This window comes from Paenibacillus sp. GM2 (genome assembly GCF_900069005.2).
Classification (GTDB): domain Bacteria; phylum Bacillota; class Bacilli; order Paenibacillales; family Paenibacillaceae; genus Fontibacillus.
Window position 1 is genome coordinate 2877403 of record NZ_LN831279.1, and the last position, 17719, is coordinate 2895121.

Consider the following 17719-nt stretch of genomic DNA (forward strand, 5'->3'; position numbering starts at 1 on the left):
TTTACTCAAAATAGTACTTTATGAACCTTGTATCCTCTTGCGATATTTTAATGGGGGCAAGCCGTGTTGCTTACGGAACACCTTGCTAAAATAGCTCTCATCCTGGTAGCCGATCATCTCGGAGATTTTGACCACCGGCAGATCGGTATATTCCAGTAGAGACTTTGCCTTCTCCATGCGCAGCTCCATCTGATAACTAATGATGGTCATGTTGTATTTCTCCTTAAATCTTCTGGCAATGTATTGGGGACTAAAATGGAACCTCTCCGCCAGTTCATTCAGGGAGAAATTCTCATGAAAATGCTGTTCGATATAGTCATGGATCAACTGTATGCTCCTGCCCTCGTAACCACTGTTCCCACATTCCTCGATCAGCCGCCACCATTGTTGAATCCATCTGCTCTCCCACTCCTTAATGCAGCTAATCCATGGAGATAAGGACACGCCTTCCAGATCCTTGTTCATCTGCAGAATGGCCCGTTCAAGTATATAATTAGCTTCTTTGGTATAACGCTGAAGCTCTGCCAGACTAAGATGCCCATACTGCCCAAGCTCTGCTGTAAATCCGCGGATTATCTCTTCAACCCGCAGCTTGTCACCATTCTCCAACGCAATATTAAGCTGCAGCTCCCTGTCGGATAACGATGGTTTGTCAAGGTCTGACTGCTGCCCGGCTATGACAGAAGATTGGATCAACTCCGCGCGTGCACTCGAATATTGCTGCTGTATCTCTAGTAAATTCGAAACATATTGACTCACTCCGGTAAATGTCTCCAATCCAATCGTCGAACGCCATGCTGCTGTCATTTTGTTAATATAGAAATTTAAGGAATTCCTCATCCCGCTGCCTGAAGCCTCCGCTGTAACCAAAACCCACAATTCTTCCTCAAAACAAAAAAGAAGATGGCTCCCAAAACCTGCTAGCATCTCTTGCGCCATATTTTTTATAGCGAAAGAGAACAGGCTGTTATCCCCGTCATAACGCTGCTTCATCAGACGAGAGCCGTTCTTCATCAGAATGAACGAAATTCTTACGTTATCCGGTGATAGTCCCAGGTTCCGGCAATAGTTCTCCACTTCAGCTATAGATGTATCATCGCCCTTTAGCAATTGAGACATTTTCTGTTCCATAACGACATTGTCAGCCTGTTGAACCAGGAAACCCGTATCCCGGCTAGTCCGTTGGCTGCTCACACGCTGCTCGCATAAATCAACGGCCTGTGACAGCGCTTGCTCAAGATCCCGTTTTTTAAAAGGCTTCAATATATAATCCACACCCTTGGCGCGAATCGTAGCCTGAGTATAAATAAAATCATCATATCCGCTAACGACAATAACCTGAATGTCCGGAAAACCGCGACGAATGAGATCCAGCAATTGAATTCCGTTCAGCTCCGGCATGCTCATATCGCAAAAGACGATCTCCGGCTTATATTCACGGATGAGTTCCAAGGCCTGACTGCCATTCTCAGCTTGGAGCCTCTCGTCAATGCCATACTCATCCCAATCCACCGCCAGCTCAATTCCTTCTCTAACATGTTCTTCATCATCAACAATTAATACTCTCATTTCGGGTCCTTCCTCTCTTCGCCCTGGTCCAATCCAATGTTCAAGGCTATCATCGTTGCTTCATACGGTACGCTCGTCACTTCCCACGAAAAATCAGATCCGTAGCGCAGGCGCAAACGCTGCAGTACGTTAATTAATCCGATTCCGTTTTGACCGTATTGCAATTTATTCTCTAAATAATCGCTGTGAATCTCAGCGATTTTCTCAGTTGGTATTCCCTTCCCATTGTCGATTACGCGAATCAGCAAGGCTTTATTTTCCGCTTCTCCCTGTGGACTCAATTCAATTTCAAGCCGGATGCTTCCGTATCCGCGACCCTGCTCAATCCCGTGAACAATGCTATTCTCAATCAGCGGCTGAAGCAGCATCTTCGGTACTTCGATAGTAGCCGCTTCCGGGGGACAAACCATGTCGAAGCTCAATTTATTCTTGAACCGCCCCAATTGAATGGACATATAATCTTCGATATGACGAATTTCCATGCTTAACATGACAACGTCGCTGCGAAAATCCATACTGTAGCGCAAAATTGACCCTAATTCAGCGATCTTGTCGCTGACTTCATAAGCTTTCATTTTTAATGCAACCGTACCTATATACTGCATTGTATTGTACAGAAAGTGGGGGTTAATCTGCGCTTGCAGCATCTTCAATTGGGCTGTAGATAATTCCAGCCTGTAACGGTATTCCCGGTTCATAAATTCATCGAGATTCTGAACCATGGTATAAAAGCGGTTCTCCAAAATACCAAGTTCATCCGTCCTCTGGCTTTTTCTCTTAATGTCAAAGTAGCCCTGCTCAACCCGAACCATGCTGCGGAGCAGTCTTTTGATCGGAAATATGATGAAATAAGATAGAATAACAGCAAGAACAACGACAAGGACAATCGCGATCAGCAGGATGACAACGGACTGGCTCATCGTCTTGTAAGCGGACTCATTTATGACTGAGTCGGATACATATTTCACTAAAGTGAAAGGCAGGTTATCATTCGCATTTTTCGAATAAATGAAAACCCCCTTCTTCCCATTCATTTCCCCTTCGAAGGAACCCTTGCCGTTCATCATCTTGCTTTGAAGATGCTGCACTCCGCTTGTTTGCTCCAGCGAGCTGTATAGAAACTGATCTTGTTGATTAATCAACAGGAAATAGGCACTGTCCTGCAGAAGCTGAGTATGAATCAATTTGTCAATTTCACTCAGGCCTACATAAATGTTAATCGTCCCCAGAACCTCAGAGCCCGGGTAATCCACCAGTTTTTTCTGGATCAGCAGTACTTTTTTGCCGCCCAGATCCTTTACACTATAAACCGTAGCTTCACCTTTGATCTCATCGTAGTTGCCAAGCATTTGTTTTATATCGTTGTTGTTTACATCCGAGGAGGTAAAGGTAAGATTTTTAGTTTTGCTGATATATTGAACTCCATGAAACTCAGAACGACTAATATACATCGTGTTCACTTTGTTGTATATGTAGAGCTTCTGGAGCGGAGAGGTTTCCTTAGAGCGAAAATAGCTCATTAACTGCGGATCTACATAAAAAGAGCTTGTCAGCATATTCAAATCGTCAAAGTAAATTTTCAAATTATTGGATATAATCTCCATTGCATTTTGATTCAAGTCGATTACTTGCTGCTTCATAGAGCTTGAAATTGTACGGAAAGCGAATAAACTCGCCAGTAAAAACGGCAGGATCGCAACGCATAGCATAATAATCAGTATTTTTCTAAATAAACTCCCTTTGAGCCAGTTCATCATACTCCCCCTATATCTCAGACTGTTATTACAAAAGAATCCCCCTTGCCCAGGCTTTGATTCCGCTTTCAAAGAAACGGACGGGTCAGATGAGGGATTATAGGCTATCAATGAAAGCGGTTGATAATATTTTATCTACTTGAAGGAAATTTATCAATGGATTATTAGTATTACTCCCCTGGGTTAGTCTTACGCAAACAGGGCCACCCCGATCATCTTCCGATGAATTAAGGGCGACCCTGATTTTTTGTTTCATCCTTATTCCAGTCCGTAATATCCGCACACGACTTCCCCCACTGCTTTATAAGGCCTGACTTTGCAATACAGCGTGATCAAAGATGCACAACAGGCAAAGCAATCCTACTAAGCACGGTTCCAAACAGATTATCCGATCTGCGAAAACTATTTTATGAAAACGCATTTTTTGACTATATTTCTGCATAAACTGGCGAGTGTGAATTGGGCCTTTTTTCTATAATGTTCATAAGCAGCACCAATTTATTGATTCATGGAGGGATGATATGAACCAGCTTCGTGTCGGGATGATCGGCTACAAATTTATGGGCAAGGCCCATAGCAATGCTTATCGTGCTCTTCCTATGTTCTTTCCACAGGCGCTCAAACCGGAGATGGCTGTACTATGCGGCAGAAATGAACAAGCGGTCGCAGAAGCAGCTTCCAGATTAGGATGGTCGGAGATTGTAACCGACTGGAGGCAGCTTGTCGCCCGGGATGACATCGACTTAATTGATATTAACGCGCCAAGCAATGCTCATAAAGAGATTGCCTTAGCCGCTGCGAAGGCTGGCAAGCATATTTTTTGCGAGAAACCGTTAGCGCTTACATTAGCTGACTCCCGGGACATGCTTCAAGCCGCAGAAGAGGCTGGCGTCGCCCATATGATCGGCTTCAATTACCGCTTTTCCCCTACGGTGCAGCTCGCCAAGAAGCTGGTGGAGAGCGGCAGGCTGGGCAAAATTTATCATTTCCGCGCCTGGTTCCTGCAGGATTGGGCTATGGACCCTGAATTCCCGCTGGTATGGAGGCTGCAGAAGGATATCGCCGGTTCCGGTTCACTCGGGGATCTGGGTGCGCATCTGATCGACTTGTCTCATTATCTTATCGGGGATATCGATGAGGTCATCGGCATGAGCGAGACATTTATTAAAGAACGTCCGCTGGCCGAAGAGATGACCGGACTTAGTGCTACAGGCAGTACCAATCCAAATGCGCCTAGAGGTCAGGTTACTGTTGATGATGCCACCCTCTTTATGGCCAAATTTGCGGATGGTGCTATAGGCAGCTTTGAGGCGACGCGGTTCGCCGCAGGCCATCGCTCTACGAATTCTTTTGAGATCAACGGCAGTCTCGGCAGCGTCAAATTCGATTTTGAGCGAATGAACGAGCTGGAGGTATATTTCAACTCGGATGATGAGGATGTGCAGGGATTCCGGCGTGTTCTCGCCACCGATCCGGCCCATGCTTACGCTGAAGCCTGGTGGCCTCCCGGCCATACGATCGGCTTCGAGCATACATTCATCCATGAAGTATTGGAGCTTACAGATGCAATACGCGAAGGCAGACAACCTGTGCCCAATTTCCTGGACGGGGTAAAATGCCAGGCCGTACTCGAAGCCGTCGAACGTTCGATCGAACAGCGTCGTTGGGTTGAGATCGCTGAAATGTAAGAAAAACAGCAAAGAGCGACTTTTAAATAACCTCTATTAAGGAGATCGATCATATGAAAAAGGCATTAATAGTTTGGGGCGGTTGGGACGGACATGAACCAGAGCAGGTAGCGACCATTTTCAAAAACGCTTTGCTGGAGCATCAATTCGAGGTGGAGGTTGCCGACACGTTGGATGCATATGCAGATGCCGAGAAATTGCTTGGTCTGGATCTGATCGTTCCCGTGTGGACGATGGGAGAGATTTCTCAGGAACTCGTTAACAATGTATCGGCAGCGGTCCAGGCCGGAACCGGATTGGCCGGATGCCATGGCGGCATGTGCGACTCTTTCCGCAACAATGTGGATTGGCAATTTATGACCGGCGGCCAATGGGTAGCCCATCCCGGCAATGATGGCGTGGAGTATAAGGTAGAGATCAAATCCTCCTCCAGCCCGCTTGTCGAAGGCATCTCTGATTTTATGGTAAGTACGGAGCAATATTATTTGCATGTGGATCCTGCCGTTGAAGTATTGGCTACGACTCGTTTCCCTATCATTGACGGTCCGCATCGCCTGAACAAAGCAGTGGATATGCCTGTTGTGTGGACGAAGCGCTGGGGTCTGGGAAGAGTATATTACAACTCTCTTGGCCACCATGCCGACATCGTCGATCTCCCTCCAGTGAAGGAGTTGATGATCCGGGGACTGCTCTGGGCGGCCGAGGGCAAGGAGCTGGCGCTAAGCGATGGAGCAGCTTTGGGCGGCAAAGCATACACAGGCATGGGTGACAATCAGTACAACAACGCATAAGAGGGGAAATGAACATGAATAGCGTGAAGGTTGGCATTATTGGATGCGGTAAAATTAGCGACATATATATGGAGAATTGCGCCAAGTTCGGAGTTCTTGAACTGAGCGCCTGCGCTGACCTTGATGTGGAACGGGCCAAGGCGCAAGCTGCTAAATATAATATTCCCCGCGCATGCTCTACCGAGGAACTTCTTAGCGATCCGGACATTGCGATTATTATTAATCTGACTATTCCGGCGGCTCATGCGGAGATCTGCTTAAAGGCGCTGGAAGCCGGCAAACATGTGTATGTAGAGAAGCCACTTGCGGTTACACGCCAGGAAGGGCAGCGTATTCTACAAGCTGCGGCACAGAGAGGGCTGCTCGTAGGCAGCGCACCGGAGACCTTCCTGGGAGCGGGTATCCAGACAGCGCTGAAGCTGATCGAAGACGGGGCGATTGGCCGTCCGGTGTCAGCGACAGCCTTTATGATGAGCCGGGGGCATGAACACTGGCATCCCGATCCCGAATTCTACTACGCCCATGGCGGAGGGCCGATGTTTGACATGGGGCCTTATTATTTGACAGCGCTGATTCAATTGCTGGGCCCTATCTCAAGGATCGCGGGAATTACCGGAATGGCGCTGCAGGAGCGGACAATCTCAAGCGAGAAGAAGCACGGCAAGAAGATTCCTGTGGAAATACCCACTCATGTTGCCGGAACGCTTGAATTTGATAGCGGAGCGATTGCCTCGCTGATCATGAGCTTCGATATTTTCGGCGGAAGCAGCTTGCCTCCGCTTGAGATTCATGGAACGGACGGAACGATGCTCGTTCCCGACCCGAATACCTTCGGCGGTCCGGTCAAGTATCGCAAGCTTGGAGAGAACGAATGGACCGAGGTCCCGCTGCTGGCCGGGTATAACGAGAATACTCGCGGGATCGGCGTCGCCGATATGGCCTATGCCCTGCAATCCGGACGCCCGCACCGGGCCAATGGAGAGATGGCTTATCATGTGCTTGAAGCGATGTGGGGCTTCCACGATTCCTCGGACTCCGGGCAATATTATCTAATGCAGAGTACCTGCAGCCGCCCGGCTCCGTTACCGCTGGAGCTTCAGCCTTATACGCTGGATTAGCGCGATATACATGATCCGAAAAAGAGCGAGACTTCCGATCCTGAACGGATCGGAGCTCGCTCTTTCTTATGGGCTAATGACTTCAATTTAGATGCCTTTCGCCTGGCGATAAGCATCCACGTAAGCTGCCGCCTTCTTGCGGATCAACGAGAAATCCTTGTTCTTCACCGCTTCGTTCGTCAGATCGGAGCCGATGCCTACGGCAACGGCACCCGCTTTAATCCACTCGCTCAGATTATCCAGCGATACTCCGCCGGTTGGCATAATGTTTGCTTGTGGCAATGGCCCCTTGATGGCTTTGATCACCGATGGCTCGTACAGGTTGCCTGGGAACAGCTTTACGATATCGGCTCCTAGCTCAAGCGCCTCGTTAATTTCCTTAATCGTCATTGTTCCCGGCATGACTGGAACGCGATATCTGTTGCACAAGGTAACCGTCTCAGGGCTGAGGAACGGAGACACCACGAATTCTGCACCGCTAAGAATTGCAGCACGAGCGGTCTCAGCATCCAGGACCGTCCCTACCCCAATAATCGCATAAGCGGCCTCATCCGTTGAATCAGATTTATATTTGCGGGACAATTCCTCAATCGCTTTCAAAGCAAATGGAACTGTCATCGTAATCTCAATGACTTTAATTCCGCCGGCAATCGCTTCCTCGGCCATGGCGACAACTTCCTCGGCCGTCTCAGCGCGAAGCACTGCAACGACACCTTCTTGCGCAATCTTTTGGATCAGCTGGATTTTCTTCATAATCGTTTCTCCTCACCCTCATGTATCTTCTGGATTTTGATAGTTGCCTAAAGGATAAAACATCTCTCTCAAAAAACAGACCTTCCGATAATGAATTTTCCTTCTCGGCCGTTTCTTTTGGACCTAAATGGTTCATTTCCGTTCATAAATCCACAATACTCCATTTTGCGCTGTATATCCACAGTTTATTTCTGGCTTTCGAGACTGCTAAGCATGATTAACTCAATCAGAGCAGCCTATACGCTTTAACAAAACACGTCTCGTTCATGGAAAAATCCCGGCTTCATAACCCTATTTTTGATAGAAATAACGCTGCCTAAACTCATCCCACATTGAAAAACGGGAAAATACCAAATATAATCATTAATAATTAACATATTTATTAATTATATTAGGAGGCTCGCCATGAAACTGGATCTTACCGAACGATCATTGCCTGTCTATGAAGCGCTGTCCAGCTCTGTTCGTCTGAGGATCATGACGCTGCTGGTCGAGAAGCCGATGAATATCAAGGAGCTGGCAGAAGCTCTGAATTTAAGCAGCGCGATAATGACGATGCATGTTCGCAAGCTGGAGAATGCTAACCTCATCAGCAGTCATATGGCCCCCGGGCGGAGCGGTCTGCAGAAGATATGCACCTTATCCGCTGACGGCATCGAGATTATTTTCCCCAATAAAATGCAGAATGAACGTAAAAGCTACCGCACGGAAATTCCGGTGGGCCATTATTCCGATTTCCAGATCGAGCCGACCTGCGGCCTGGCTACGACCGAGCATATGATCGGCGGCTTCGATGACCCCCGATTCTTCTGGGATCACGAACGGATGAATGCCGGCATCCTCTGGTTCGGGAAAGGCTATGTAGAGTATAAAATTCCTAACTTCCTGCTGGCAAGCCAAAATCCGGAGGAACTAGTTATTTCGATGGAAATCGCTTCCGAAGCTCCGGAGACGAACAATGACTGGCCATCGGATATTACCTTCACCTTGAACGGGGTCAAGCTCGGCTTCTGGACAAGCCCCGGCGATTTCGGCGATCAGCGCGGAAAATACACACCAAAATGGTGGGCGAACCATATCAACCAGTATGGCCTGCTCAAGCAGCTGCGCATTACGGGAGAAGGCACTTATGTAGATCGTCTGAAGATTTCGGAGATTACGCTAAATGACGTCAACATCCGCGGAAAGCAATGGACCTTCAGGCTTTCTGTAGAAGAAGATGCCCGTCATATTGGCGGCCTCACGCTGTTTGGCAAAGGCTTCGGCAACTATAACGAGCATCTTATATCAGAACTTTATTATACTTGAATCCCTGCCACCTGGCCTAAACAAAGACATAGCGCTACTTGGGTTATATACCGTTCACCACAACGCGCCGCCCGGCAGCGGACAACTCTTTCGCTTCAGCTTGGCGGCAACAGGAATGATGCAACCGCAAACGGTACAGTTTACCCCATCCAGCAGCTTGGCACAGCCATTGCAAATTCGCAGCCGCTCAGCATATACCTCATCATCTACACAATGATCAGAAGTGAACATGGGAGAGGCCAACAGGCGCCGGATGCTCTCCTCCGTCACCTTGTACTCCTCCTGACAGCCTTTGCATCCGTTATTTTGCGTGCTCATCCTGTACCTTTTATGCCTTTGCCGCTTGCTGCTTGATCTCCAGCACCGCGACTGACATAGGCGGCAATTGAACGCTCAGCTTGCTGCCCTCCAGAACAAAGGCATTAAAAGGCTGTGGAACAACCTGATCCGGCTGTTCAAACGTATTGTGAGCATCGATCTCAGTAGCGGCTAATATTGTACCGGATACAACGAGCTCCCCGATCCTCTCATCCAGACCGCGCAAATCGATAGTCAGGTCATGGTTATCCGCATGATTCAGATTACAAAGGCTAATATGAATAATCCCTTCCTGGTCTACGGAAGCCGAAGCCGATACGGCAGGAATATCGCGGCCATTATGACGATAAGCTTCACTCTCGCAAGTGAATTCGACTCTCTCAGCATCCTGATGCACTTTGAACATATCAAATACATGATAGGTTGGCGTCAAGAGCATTCGCTCGCCTTCCGTTAAAATCAACGCTTGCAGCACATTGACCATTTGCGCGATATTCGCCATTCTTACCCGATTATTATGCCGATGAAAAATGTTGAGGGTAACACCGGCAACCAGTGCATCGCGGATGGAATTCTGCTGATACAGATACCCCGGCATCGATCCCGGCTCCCTATTGTACCAGGTTCCCCATTCATCAACGATCAGTCCGATACGCTGATCTGGATCATATTGATCCATAATCGCACTATGCCGGGTAATCAGCTCATCCATATGCAGAGCTTGCCCCAGCGTTGTGAACCACTCGTCTGTATTGAAGCCGGTGGCGTCCCCTTTATTTTCCCAGTCCGGACCGAGAATCGTGTAATAATGCAGTGTGATTGAATCCATAAATGAAGATGCCTCGCGCATGAGAACTTCCATCCAGCGATAATCGTTCCCATTGGGACCACAGGCAATCCGCTGAAGCTTATTATCGCCGTAATTGCGGACATAGGTCTGATACTGGCGATATAGATCCGCATAATATTCCGGGCGCATATTACCGCCACAGCCCCAGTTCTCGTTGCCAACACCCCAATATTTTACGGTCCACGGCTCCGTCCGTCCGTTCGCTGCACGCATGGACGACATTGGAGACTCTCCGCCAAACGTAAGGTACTCTACCCATTCGGACATTTCCCGCACGGTCCCGCTGCCTACATTTCCATTTATGTAAGCGTCACAGCCAAGCAGCTCACACAACATCATAAACTCGTGAGTCCCGAAATGGTTGTTTTCAACAGCGCCTCCCCATAGCTTGTTAATCATTCGTTTGCGTGTCTCTCGCGGGCCAATCCCATCCTCCCAATGATAATCATCTGCAAAACAACCACCTGGCCACCGCAACACCGGGATATTGATGCGCTGCAGCGCTTTCAATACATCGTTTCTAATCCCCTTGGTATTCGGAATTGGTGAATCCTCGCCCACCCAGATGCCTTCATAGATCCCTCTGCCCAAATGCTCGGAGAAATGTCCGTAAATCTCTTTGTGGATAAGTCCTTTTCGCATATCTGCATTTAACACAGCACTAGAAGCCATTGTCTCCCGCCTTTCACTTTAATTAATAAAAAAATTAATTAATAAATATATTTATTAACATTATAATAAAGCTCTTACAAGTCCGTCAATGCGCTCCATGCTTCTTACGACTCAAATCCCAACATTTTTTACGGATAACGATATTAAACTTATAAATAAACCAAAATGAACTTGATAAATGAACATAAATGGAGTAAATTGAACATTAAAGAACTTACTATTTTGTAAAGGGGACTATTCACATGGAAAGACGTTATGCTTCTCATCCAAATGAGGTTAAGCAATTCGATACGGAGCGCCTGCGCGAGGAATTTCATATTCCAACTTTATTTACAGCTGACAAACTGGAACTCGTATTGACCCATGAAGACCGTATGATCATTGGCGGAGCACATCCGGTTAAGGAAGCGGTTAAATTGGAGACCGATCTGAAGGAACTTGGTGTATCCTTCTTCCTGGAGCGCCGCGAGCTTGGTATTATCAATATTGGCGGAGCAGGAAGCGTCACTGTAGACGGAACCGTATACGAATTGGATAATAAAGAATGCTTGTTCGTAGGCATGGGCAGCAAAGAAGTTATTTTCAACAGCAAGGATGCTGCAAAACCGGCTAAGTTCTATTTGAACTCCGCTCCGGCCCATAAAGAATTCCCTACAGCCAAAGCTACGCTTAAAGATGCGGAATCCGCTGAACTGGGTTCGATCACCAATTCTAACGAGCGCAGAATCTATCGTTTCATTCATGAGAACGGAATTCAAAGCTCGCAGCTGGTTATGGGTTTGACCCTGCTCAAACCGGGCAATATGTGGAATACGATGCCAGCTCACGTCCATCCTCGCCGGATGGAAGCTTATGTGTACTTCGACCTGCCTGAAGATGCTGTAGTCGTTCACATGATGGGTGAGCCTACCGAAACAAGACATATCATTATGAGAAATGAAGAAGCCGTTATCTCCCCTAGCTGGTCCGTGCATAGTGGTGTGGGCACAAGCAACTACGGCTTCATCTGGAGCATGGCTGGAGATAACAAAATCTACTCCGATATGGACCCAGTAGATATGAAAGAGTTAAAATAAAGGTTCAAATGTACGAAAAGAAATGAGGCCCGCTATGAACCCGATCCGACGCTACGAGAAGATCATGGAAGTATTGTTGATGAATAAAGAGGTTACGGTAGCAGAGCTGAGCGAGCGGCTGCAGGTAACAGGGAAGACGATTCGTGAGGATCTGTCTAAATTGGAGGAACAGGGACTGATTCGCCGCATCCATGGGGGAGCGATTCTCGCCCAGGACGATCAATTCGGTATTTTGCCCTCCAAAGAGCCGATTGCCAAAAATGCAGACGCCAAGGTTGAGATCGCCTATGAAGCGCTTCGCCATATCGCCAGAAATGATATTATCGCCCTTGACGGTGGCAGCACAACGCTCGAAATTGCCCGCCGGCTGGATAATCAGCCGCTTACGGTAGTGACCAACGACGTCTATATCATCAGCGAGCTTGCAACCAAGGATCAGATCCTTCTTGTTGTTCCCGGGGGATATCGGGTACGCAATATGCTTGCCGGTTCGGAAGCAAATGCCTACGTGCGGCAGCTCAATATTCAGAAAGCATTCATATCGACGACAGGCGTTCATCCAGAACATGGTCTATCCATATATACCGGTGATTTGATTGATTTCAAGCGCGCATTAATCGATACAGCCCGTGAGACGTTTGCCGTTATCGATCATCATAAATTCGGACAATCCGCTCTGCGGACCTTTGCATCTCTCGACGAGATCAGCGCCATCATAACCGACCGCGGACTTACAGCCGAGATTGCTAAACCCTACAAGGATATGGGCATCCGAATTTTGACCAGCGGCTACGAGCACGGCCATTCCAATCCATAAAGGAGCGTTATACTCATGAACTTATTTGATCTATCTGGCAAGACAGCTCTCGTAACCGGCGCAGCTGGTGGGCTGGGCCAAGGCATCGCCCTAGGACTCGCAGAAGCAGGAGCAGACATTGTCTGCGCTTCCTACAGCTCCAGTGAAGAGACTGTTAAGGCCGCTCAGGCATTGGGCCGGAAAGCCTCCGATATTACGGTTGATTTAAGCGATCATTCTATTTTACAACAAACTTTCGACAAGGCTCTTGAACTGACCGGACATGTAGATATTCTTGTGAACAATGCCGGGATTATTCGTCGTACTCCAGCCAAGGATCACAGTCAAAAAGACTGGTTTGACGTTATTGATATTAACCTCAACACGGTGTTCCTTCTGTCACAAATCGTTGGCAGACACATGATTGAGAGAGGCAGCGGAAAAATGATCAATATTTGCTCGATGCTCTCCTACCAGGGTGGAATTAATGTACCAGGCTATACTGCGTCCAAGCATGGCGTTGCCGGTCTGACGAAGGCATTTGCCAATGAGTGGGCAGCAAGCGGTCTGCAAATCAACGGTATTGCTCCCGGCTATATGGCTACCAACAATACTGCGCCAATTCTTGCAGACGAAGAGAGAACGGCCTCGATCACCGAGAGAATTCCTGCAGGACGTTGGGGTACTCCTGACGACGTGAAGGGTCCTGCCGTATTCCTGGCTTCCTCGGCTTCCGATTACCTGAACGGTCATGTTCTGTGTGTTGATGGCGGATGGATGGCAAGATAATCTCCTGCTAGATCAAAGAGCTGCCTGCAGTTCCTTTATTTAGGGACTGTGGCAGCTCTTTTTTATTTTATAAGAAAAGCCGGCTTAACCATTGGATGCACAGATCCATCCAGGTCGCCACATGAGGATCGATCTGCCCTTCATCTGTGGCCGTCAGCTTGGTAGCCAGCGATAATCCGTGCGGTCCTTCCGGATAGATATGCAATTCGAACGGAATGCCATGTCTGCGCATCGCTTGGGCGAACAGCAGGCTGTTCTCCACCGGAACCGCCGTGTCCTCGAATGTATGCCAGATGAACGCTGGTGGCGTCTTCTCACTCACCTGCTCCTCCAAAGACATCTCAGTAAGCAGCGCTTCCTCCGGGTCCTCGCCTAACAAATTATCAAAAGAACCCCGATGCGCATGCTCCCCGCCTGAAATCACCGGATAGCTCAGAATTAATGCGTTTGGCCGATAAATGTCCGTGCCCTGCCCCTGTTCATCCTGAAGCAGCGGGTTATCCCAGTGGACTCCCAGGCTTGCTGCCAGGTGGCCGCCAGCAGAAAACCCGCAGACCGCAATCTTATCGGCAATAATATTCCATGCTTCCGCATTCTCCCGAAGGATACGGATTGCCTTGGACACGTCCAATAATGGCTGCGGATGCTTCCTTGGGGCTACGCTATAATACAAGACAAAGGCATGGAACCCGGCTGCATTGAACTCCAGTGCGATCGGTTCCGCTTCACGCTCGGATGTAAATCCATAACCACCGCCGGGACAGATCAGAACCGCCCCTCTTTTTTGCTCGCCTTTTAAAATGTAAGTTTCCAGCTTGGGGGTAAAACCGTCCTCCAGTTGGCCAGCATATGTACCCTGATCCCATATTTCAACGATTTTCTCGATCATCTTGTCCTCTCCTCTTATGCCGTATATCCCTCATTATACTGCAAATGGTTGCTTAAGGAGAATGAAAAAAGGCCCTAAAAAGGGCCTAGTTTTACGACATTGTATTTTCATGCTCTCCAAGATGAGAGGCGGAACGTTACCGCCCCCTCCTGCTCGATTTATTGAAGACTCCACAAAGCAGGCACATTCGCAGGCTCCCAACCAGCAAGCGACGTATGCGGCTGTAGGCATTTATACACTTTTCCGTTATAGGTCACCAAATCATCTTTGACGTATGCCTTATTGGCCACCCATGCATCCACGGTTGGTGTAGAGGCTTCGGTTGTAACTGTCACTGCATTGCTAGCAGCCGAGACGTTGCCCGCCGCGTCTTTGGCTATGACAGTAAAGGTATAACCCGTATTAGGAGATAGATTAGTAATATCCGCCGTAAGCGTCGTGCCGTCCACGGAAGCCGCCAGCGTGGAATCGTTATAAACATCGTAGCCGGTCACACCCACGTTATCTGTAGAAGCTCCCCAAGCCAGGGTTACACTAGTTTGGGTTTTGGCTGTTGAAGTCAGATTTGCAGGAGCGGTAGGAGGAACTGTATCCGTAGGAGAGGATGCATCGGTAGTGACGCTTACGATATTGCTAGCAGCCGAGACGTTGCCCGCCGCATCTTTGGCTTTAACAGTAAAGGTATAAGTCGTAGCCGGAGATAGACTAGTAATAACCGCCGAGAACGTTGTGCCGTTCACGGAAGCCGCCAGCGCAGAACCGTTATAAACATCGTAGCCGGTCACACCCACGTTATCTGTGGAAGCTTCCCAAGCCAGCGATACGCTTGATTGTGTTTTTGCCGTGGAGGTCAGATTTGCAGGGACTGTAGGTGCAACTGTATCCGGTGCCGTTGGTGTAGTAGTCACAACGTTGCTGGCCGCCGACACATTGCCTGCCGCGTCTTTCGCCTTCACGTAGAAGGATACGGCACTGCCTGCCGGAAGACCTGTCGCGGTAAACGTGGTTGTCGTAGAACTGCCGATCAAATTCGAACCTTGATAGATGTCATATCCTGTTACACCGATATTATCGGTAGACGCGGTCCAGGTTAAGGTAGCGGAGGTTGATGTTTGTGCAGTGATAGCGAGATTTGCAGGTGCGCTTGGAGGTTGTGTATCCGCAGGTGGAGCAGATTGAAGCTGCCATAATGTTGGAGCGGCTGACGGCTCCCAACCTGGGATAGAAGTGTGCGCATAAGTACATTTGTAGAGGTTCCCGTTATAAGTAACATAAGCCCCGACTGCATACGCAGTATTAGGCTGCCATGCAGGGAAAACCGGGTCGGTAGGCGTCGTCACAGCGATAGAATCACTAGGGGCGGATAGGTTGCCGGACAGATCTCTGGCAATAATATAGAAGTTGTAAGTGGTTCCTGGCGAGAGCCCGGTAATGGTCTCCGTTGTGCCTTCCGTTGATTTAACTAGCGTGCCATTCTGGTAAATATCGTAGCCGGCGATATCATCATTATCGGTTGAAGCCCCCCAATTTAGCTTGACCGTCGTTTTGGTCTTGGCAGTGGCGACCAGATGGGTCGGAGTGGTTGGCGGTTGATTATCGAGGATTGGTGGTAAAGTGGTGACCGAAAGGGCGTTGCTGGCCGCAGAGGAGTTGCCCGCCGCATCTCTCGCTTTAACCGTAAAGATATACGTTGTGCTGCCTGTTAGGCCTTTAATGAGGGCGGTTGTTGTTGCTCCGTCAACCGAGAGAGCAAGCGCACCATTTTTATAAATATCATAAGCCATAACGCCTACATTATCGGTCGAAGGGCTCCAGCTTAATGCAACCTTCTTGTCGCCGTGACCTGCATCAGTCAAATTTGCAGGCGCCGTTGGCGGAACGGTATCCACAGGCGGCGTGGCTTGACTCAGGTCAGCAGCAACCTTATCTAACAGCTTAGGCCCTGTGCAGTTGAATTTTGGACTTGTGCGGCAATCGGAGCTGAATTCCCAGAACATCGCGCCGGCAAGATTGTTATTCTTGATGTATTCCGTCTTATAACCGATGGATTCCGTATCATCATAAGAAATAAAGATCTTTGTCGTTGGATTGTAGAGATAAGGAACCTTGGCAATGCTGTTGAAATATCGTGTATACCCGTTTTTATTTACATAGTTCGCAGCGAGATCCCCGTAATCAAACACCCCTGTATTTCCGGAGTTGGTATCATCCCAAGTTCCGTTGGGAGCCCATTTGAACACTGAACCGTTATCTTCCGCGCAGGTCTGGTATTGACCGTCGTTATTCGGCCCAGGAGGGCAGTTCTTCCAGCTGCGGGCCATGAACTCTAACCCGACAACAAGCTTATTCATAGGCACCCCCGCATTTTTATAAGCCTGGATTGCCCCGTCCACGAAGAAACCGTTGCTGTAGTAGGGATCGCTAGGATCCCCATAAAGACCCGTATTATGACTGGTCGTAGCTTCAAAAGATCCGCCGTGGAAGTCATAAGTCATGATATTGATCCAATCGACGATTTGAGCGATTTTGCCCAGTTCGGTGTTGTCGACGAATTTCTGACTCGCACCGGAAGCGATGGTAAGGATATAATGTTGGCCATCCTCAGCTCCTGCTGCATCCAGCTGGTTGCGGATTTCTTGCAGCAGCAGGGTGTAGTTCTGTTTATCCTCCGGTCGGTAGCTATTGCCTTTGATCGCTTCTACATTCGGATATTCCCAGTCGAGGTCAACCCCATCAAACCCATACGCTCGAAGCGCATCGACAGCCGATTTAGCGAAGTTCTTTCGAGTTTGATCAGATGCCGCGGTATCGGAGAAGCGGTTGGACCATGTCCATCCCCCGACCGACAGGATCGTCTTCAACTGCGGATTTTGGGCCTTCAGGTTCCGCAAGGCTCCAAAGTTGCCGCAGGCCGCATCGGCCCAGCAACCGGTGGTTGGCCCGCCAGGTGTAGGGCGCAAGGCATCGGCATCAGGATCACCAAGCACGATACTGCCATTAGGGACGTTACCGGATTGAAGTGGAATACCGGAGACGGTACAAGACCATGTATTTTTGTTCGGGTTGTCTATAGCGGTAGAGCCATTGCCGTGCTTTCCATCCCAACAAATATCAGCAAACGCATAGTTAATGTGTGTGATTTTGGAGACATCGATATCCGTAACATTATAGCTGCGGCCATAAACGCCCCAAGATGGGAAATATCCGACGATTTTATAGTTTCCGTTTGAAGTGGCTGCGCTTGCATTTTGTGCACCAACGCCGGATACGACTGACGTAATGATCAGCAACAGGCAGACGAATGCCATTCCGACCCTTTTTAATACCTTGCTGTAAATCATGAATTCT

14 protein-coding genes are annotated in these 17719 nt (G+C 48.6%); 7 read left to right on the forward strand and 7 right to left on the reverse strand.

All coding sequences use genetic code 11. The features are described 5' to 3' along the window. Positions 1–18: 18 nt before the first annotated feature. Entirely contained in the window at positions 19–1569 is a 1551-nt protein-coding gene (locus BN1360_RS22865) for a response regulator (protein WP_068782144.1), read from the reverse strand. After that, the gene (locus BN1360_RS22870) at positions 1566–3209 is read right to left on the reverse strand and encodes a sensor histidine kinase (RefSeq protein WP_195714297.1); all 1644 of its coding nucleotides are present in this window, start codon (positions 3207–3209) and stop codon (positions 1566–1568) included. The genes BN1360_RS22865 and BN1360_RS22870 overlap by 4 nt, the downstream gene beginning before the upstream one ends. A 635-nt stretch (positions 3210–3844) precedes the next feature. Between BN1360_RS22870 and BN1360_RS22875 the strand changes: the two genes are divergently transcribed. From BN1360_RS22875 to BN1360_RS22885, 3 genes are read left to right on the forward strand one after another with little or no spacing between them, the layout of a single operon-like run. Then, on the forward strand, positions 3845–5011 hold the full coding sequence (locus BN1360_RS22875; protein WP_068782146.1) for a Gfo/Idh/MocA family protein: 1167 nt from the start codon (positions 3845–3847) through the stop codon (positions 5009–5011). Positions 5012–5064: 53 nt separating this feature from the next. Next, positions 5065–5802, forward strand: a complete 738-nt coding sequence (locus tag BN1360_RS22880) for a ThuA domain-containing protein (protein ID WP_068782147.1) — start codon at positions 5065–5067, stop codon at positions 5800–5802. Positions 5803–5816: 14 nt separating this feature from the next. Beyond that, positions 5817–6920, forward strand: coding sequence for a Gfo/Idh/MocA family protein (locus tag BN1360_RS22885; RefSeq protein ID WP_068782148.1), 1104 nt, complete (start codon positions 5817–5819; stop codon positions 6918–6920). Positions 6921–7007: 87 nt separating this feature from the next. Here the strand turns inward: BN1360_RS22885 and BN1360_RS22890 are convergent, their stop codons facing one another. After that, positions 7008–7673, reverse strand: coding sequence for a bifunctional 2-keto-4-hydroxyglutarate aldolase/2-keto-3-deoxy-6-phosphogluconate aldolase (locus BN1360_RS22890; RefSeq protein ID WP_068782149.1), 666 nt, complete (start codon positions 7671–7673; stop codon positions 7008–7010). A 405-nt stretch (positions 7674–8078) separates the two neighbouring features. On the opposite strand from BN1360_RS22890, the gene BN1360_RS22895 reads away from it, so the two are divergent. Then, the gene (locus tag BN1360_RS22895) at positions 8079–8981 is read left to right on the forward strand and encodes an ArsR/SmtB family transcription factor (protein WP_068782150.1); all 903 of its coding nucleotides are present in this window, start codon (positions 8079–8081) and stop codon (positions 8979–8981) included. Between the two features lie 54 nt (positions 8982–9035). On the opposite strand, the gene BN1360_RS22900 is transcribed toward BN1360_RS22895, so the two are convergent. Then, a complete protein-coding gene (locus BN1360_RS22900; RefSeq protein ID WP_068782151.1) occupies positions 9036–9299 on the reverse strand; it encodes a DUF6171 family protein in 264 nt (87 codons plus the stop codon). A 10-nt stretch (positions 9300–9309) separates the two neighbouring features. Continuing rightward, positions 9310–10821, reverse strand: a complete 1512-nt coding sequence (locus BN1360_RS22905; RefSeq protein WP_068782152.1) for an alpha-N-arabinofuranosidase — start codon at positions 10819–10821, stop codon at positions 9310–9312. A 242-nt stretch (positions 10822–11063) separates the two neighbouring features. Between BN1360_RS22905 and kduI the strand changes: the two genes are divergently transcribed. Genes kduI through kduD form a run of 3 tightly spaced genes read left to right on the forward strand, consistent with a single transcriptional unit; the run spans position 11064 to position 13482 of the window. After that, positions 11064–11897 carry a 5-dehydro-4-deoxy-D-glucuronate isomerase gene (kduI, locus tag BN1360_RS22910; protein ID WP_068782153.1) on the forward strand — a complete coding sequence of 278 codons (834 nt, stop codon included), beginning with the start codon at positions 11064–11066 and terminating at the stop codon, positions 11895–11897. Between the two features lie 34 nt (positions 11898–11931). Beyond that, positions 11932–12714, forward strand: a complete 783-nt coding sequence (locus tag BN1360_RS22915; RefSeq protein WP_068782154.1) for a DeoR/GlpR family DNA-binding transcription regulator — start codon at positions 11932–11934, stop codon at positions 12712–12714. A 15-nt stretch (positions 12715–12729) separates the two neighbouring features. Next, complete coding sequence (kduD, locus tag BN1360_RS22920) at positions 12730–13482, forward strand: 2-dehydro-3-deoxy-D-gluconate 5-dehydrogenase KduD (protein ID WP_068782155.1); 753 nt, start codon at positions 12730–12732, stop codon at positions 13480–13482. Positions 13483–13549: 67 nt separating this feature from the next. On the opposite strand, the gene BN1360_RS22925 is transcribed toward kduD, so the two are convergent. Both BN1360_RS22925 and BN1360_RS22930 read right to left on the reverse strand, forming a co-directional pair. Beyond that, positions 13550–14371, reverse strand: a complete 822-nt coding sequence (locus BN1360_RS22925; RefSeq protein WP_068782156.1) for an alpha/beta hydrolase — start codon at positions 14369–14371, stop codon at positions 13550–13552. 158 nt (positions 14372–14529) lie between these two features. Next, positions 14530–17712: a glycosyl hydrolase family 18 protein gene (locus BN1360_RS22930; protein WP_069188406.1), complete on the reverse strand. Its 3183-nt coding sequence runs from the start codon at positions 17710–17712 to the stop codon at positions 14530–14532. Positions 17713–17719: the final 7 nt, after the last annotated feature.

Bases quoted from the DNA above. Each gene is read 5' to 3' on its own strand.
- BN1360_RS22900 (WP_068782151.1), bottom strand. From the start codon at position 9,299: ATGAGCACGCAAAATAACGGATGCAAAGGCTGTCAGGAGGAGTACAAG.
- BN1360_RS22865 (WP_068782144.1), bottom strand. From the start codon at position 1,569: ATGAGAGTATTAATTGTTGATGATGAAGAACATGTTAGAGAAGGAATT.
- BN1360_RS22915 (WP_068782154.1), top strand. From the start codon at position 11,932: ATGAACCCGATCCGACGCTACGAGAAGATCATGGAAGTATTGTTGATG.
- BN1360_RS22870 (WP_195714297.1), bottom strand. From the start codon at position 3,209: ATGAAGCAGCAAGTAATCGACTTGAATCAAAATGCAATGGAGATTATA.
- BN1360_RS22885 (WP_068782148.1), top strand. From the start codon at position 5,817: ATGAATAGCGTGAAGGTTGGCATTATTGGATGCGGTAAAATTAGCGAC.
- BN1360_RS22905 (WP_068782152.1), bottom strand. From the start codon at position 10,821: ATGGCTTCTAGTGCTGTGTTAAATGCAGATATGCGAAAAGGACTTATC.
- BN1360_RS22890 (WP_068782149.1), bottom strand. From the start codon at position 7,673: ATGAAGAAAATCCAGCTGATCCAAAAGATTGCGCAAGAAGGTGTCGTT.
- BN1360_RS22895 (WP_068782150.1), top strand. From the start codon at position 8,079: ATGAAACTGGATCTTACCGAACGATCATTGCCTGTCTATGAAGCGCTG.
- BN1360_RS22930 (WP_069188406.1), bottom strand. From the start codon at position 17,712: ATGATTTACAGCAAGGTATTAAAAAGGGTCGGAATGGCATTCGTCTGC.
- kduI (WP_068782153.1), top strand. From the start codon at position 11,064: ATGGAAAGACGTTATGCTTCTCATCCAAATGAGGTTAAGCAATTCGAT.
- BN1360_RS22880 (WP_068782147.1), top strand. From the start codon at position 5,065: ATGAAAAAGGCATTAATAGTTTGGGGCGGTTGGGACGGACATGAACCA.
- BN1360_RS22875 (WP_068782146.1), top strand. From the start codon at position 3,845: ATGAACCAGCTTCGTGTCGGGATGATCGGCTACAAATTTATGGGCAAG.
- kduD (WP_068782155.1), top strand. From the start codon at position 12,730: ATGAACTTATTTGATCTATCTGGCAAGACAGCTCTCGTAACCGGCGCA.
- BN1360_RS22925 (WP_068782156.1), bottom strand. From the start codon at position 14,371: ATGATCGAGAAAATCGTTGAAATATGGGATCAGGGTACATATGCTGGC.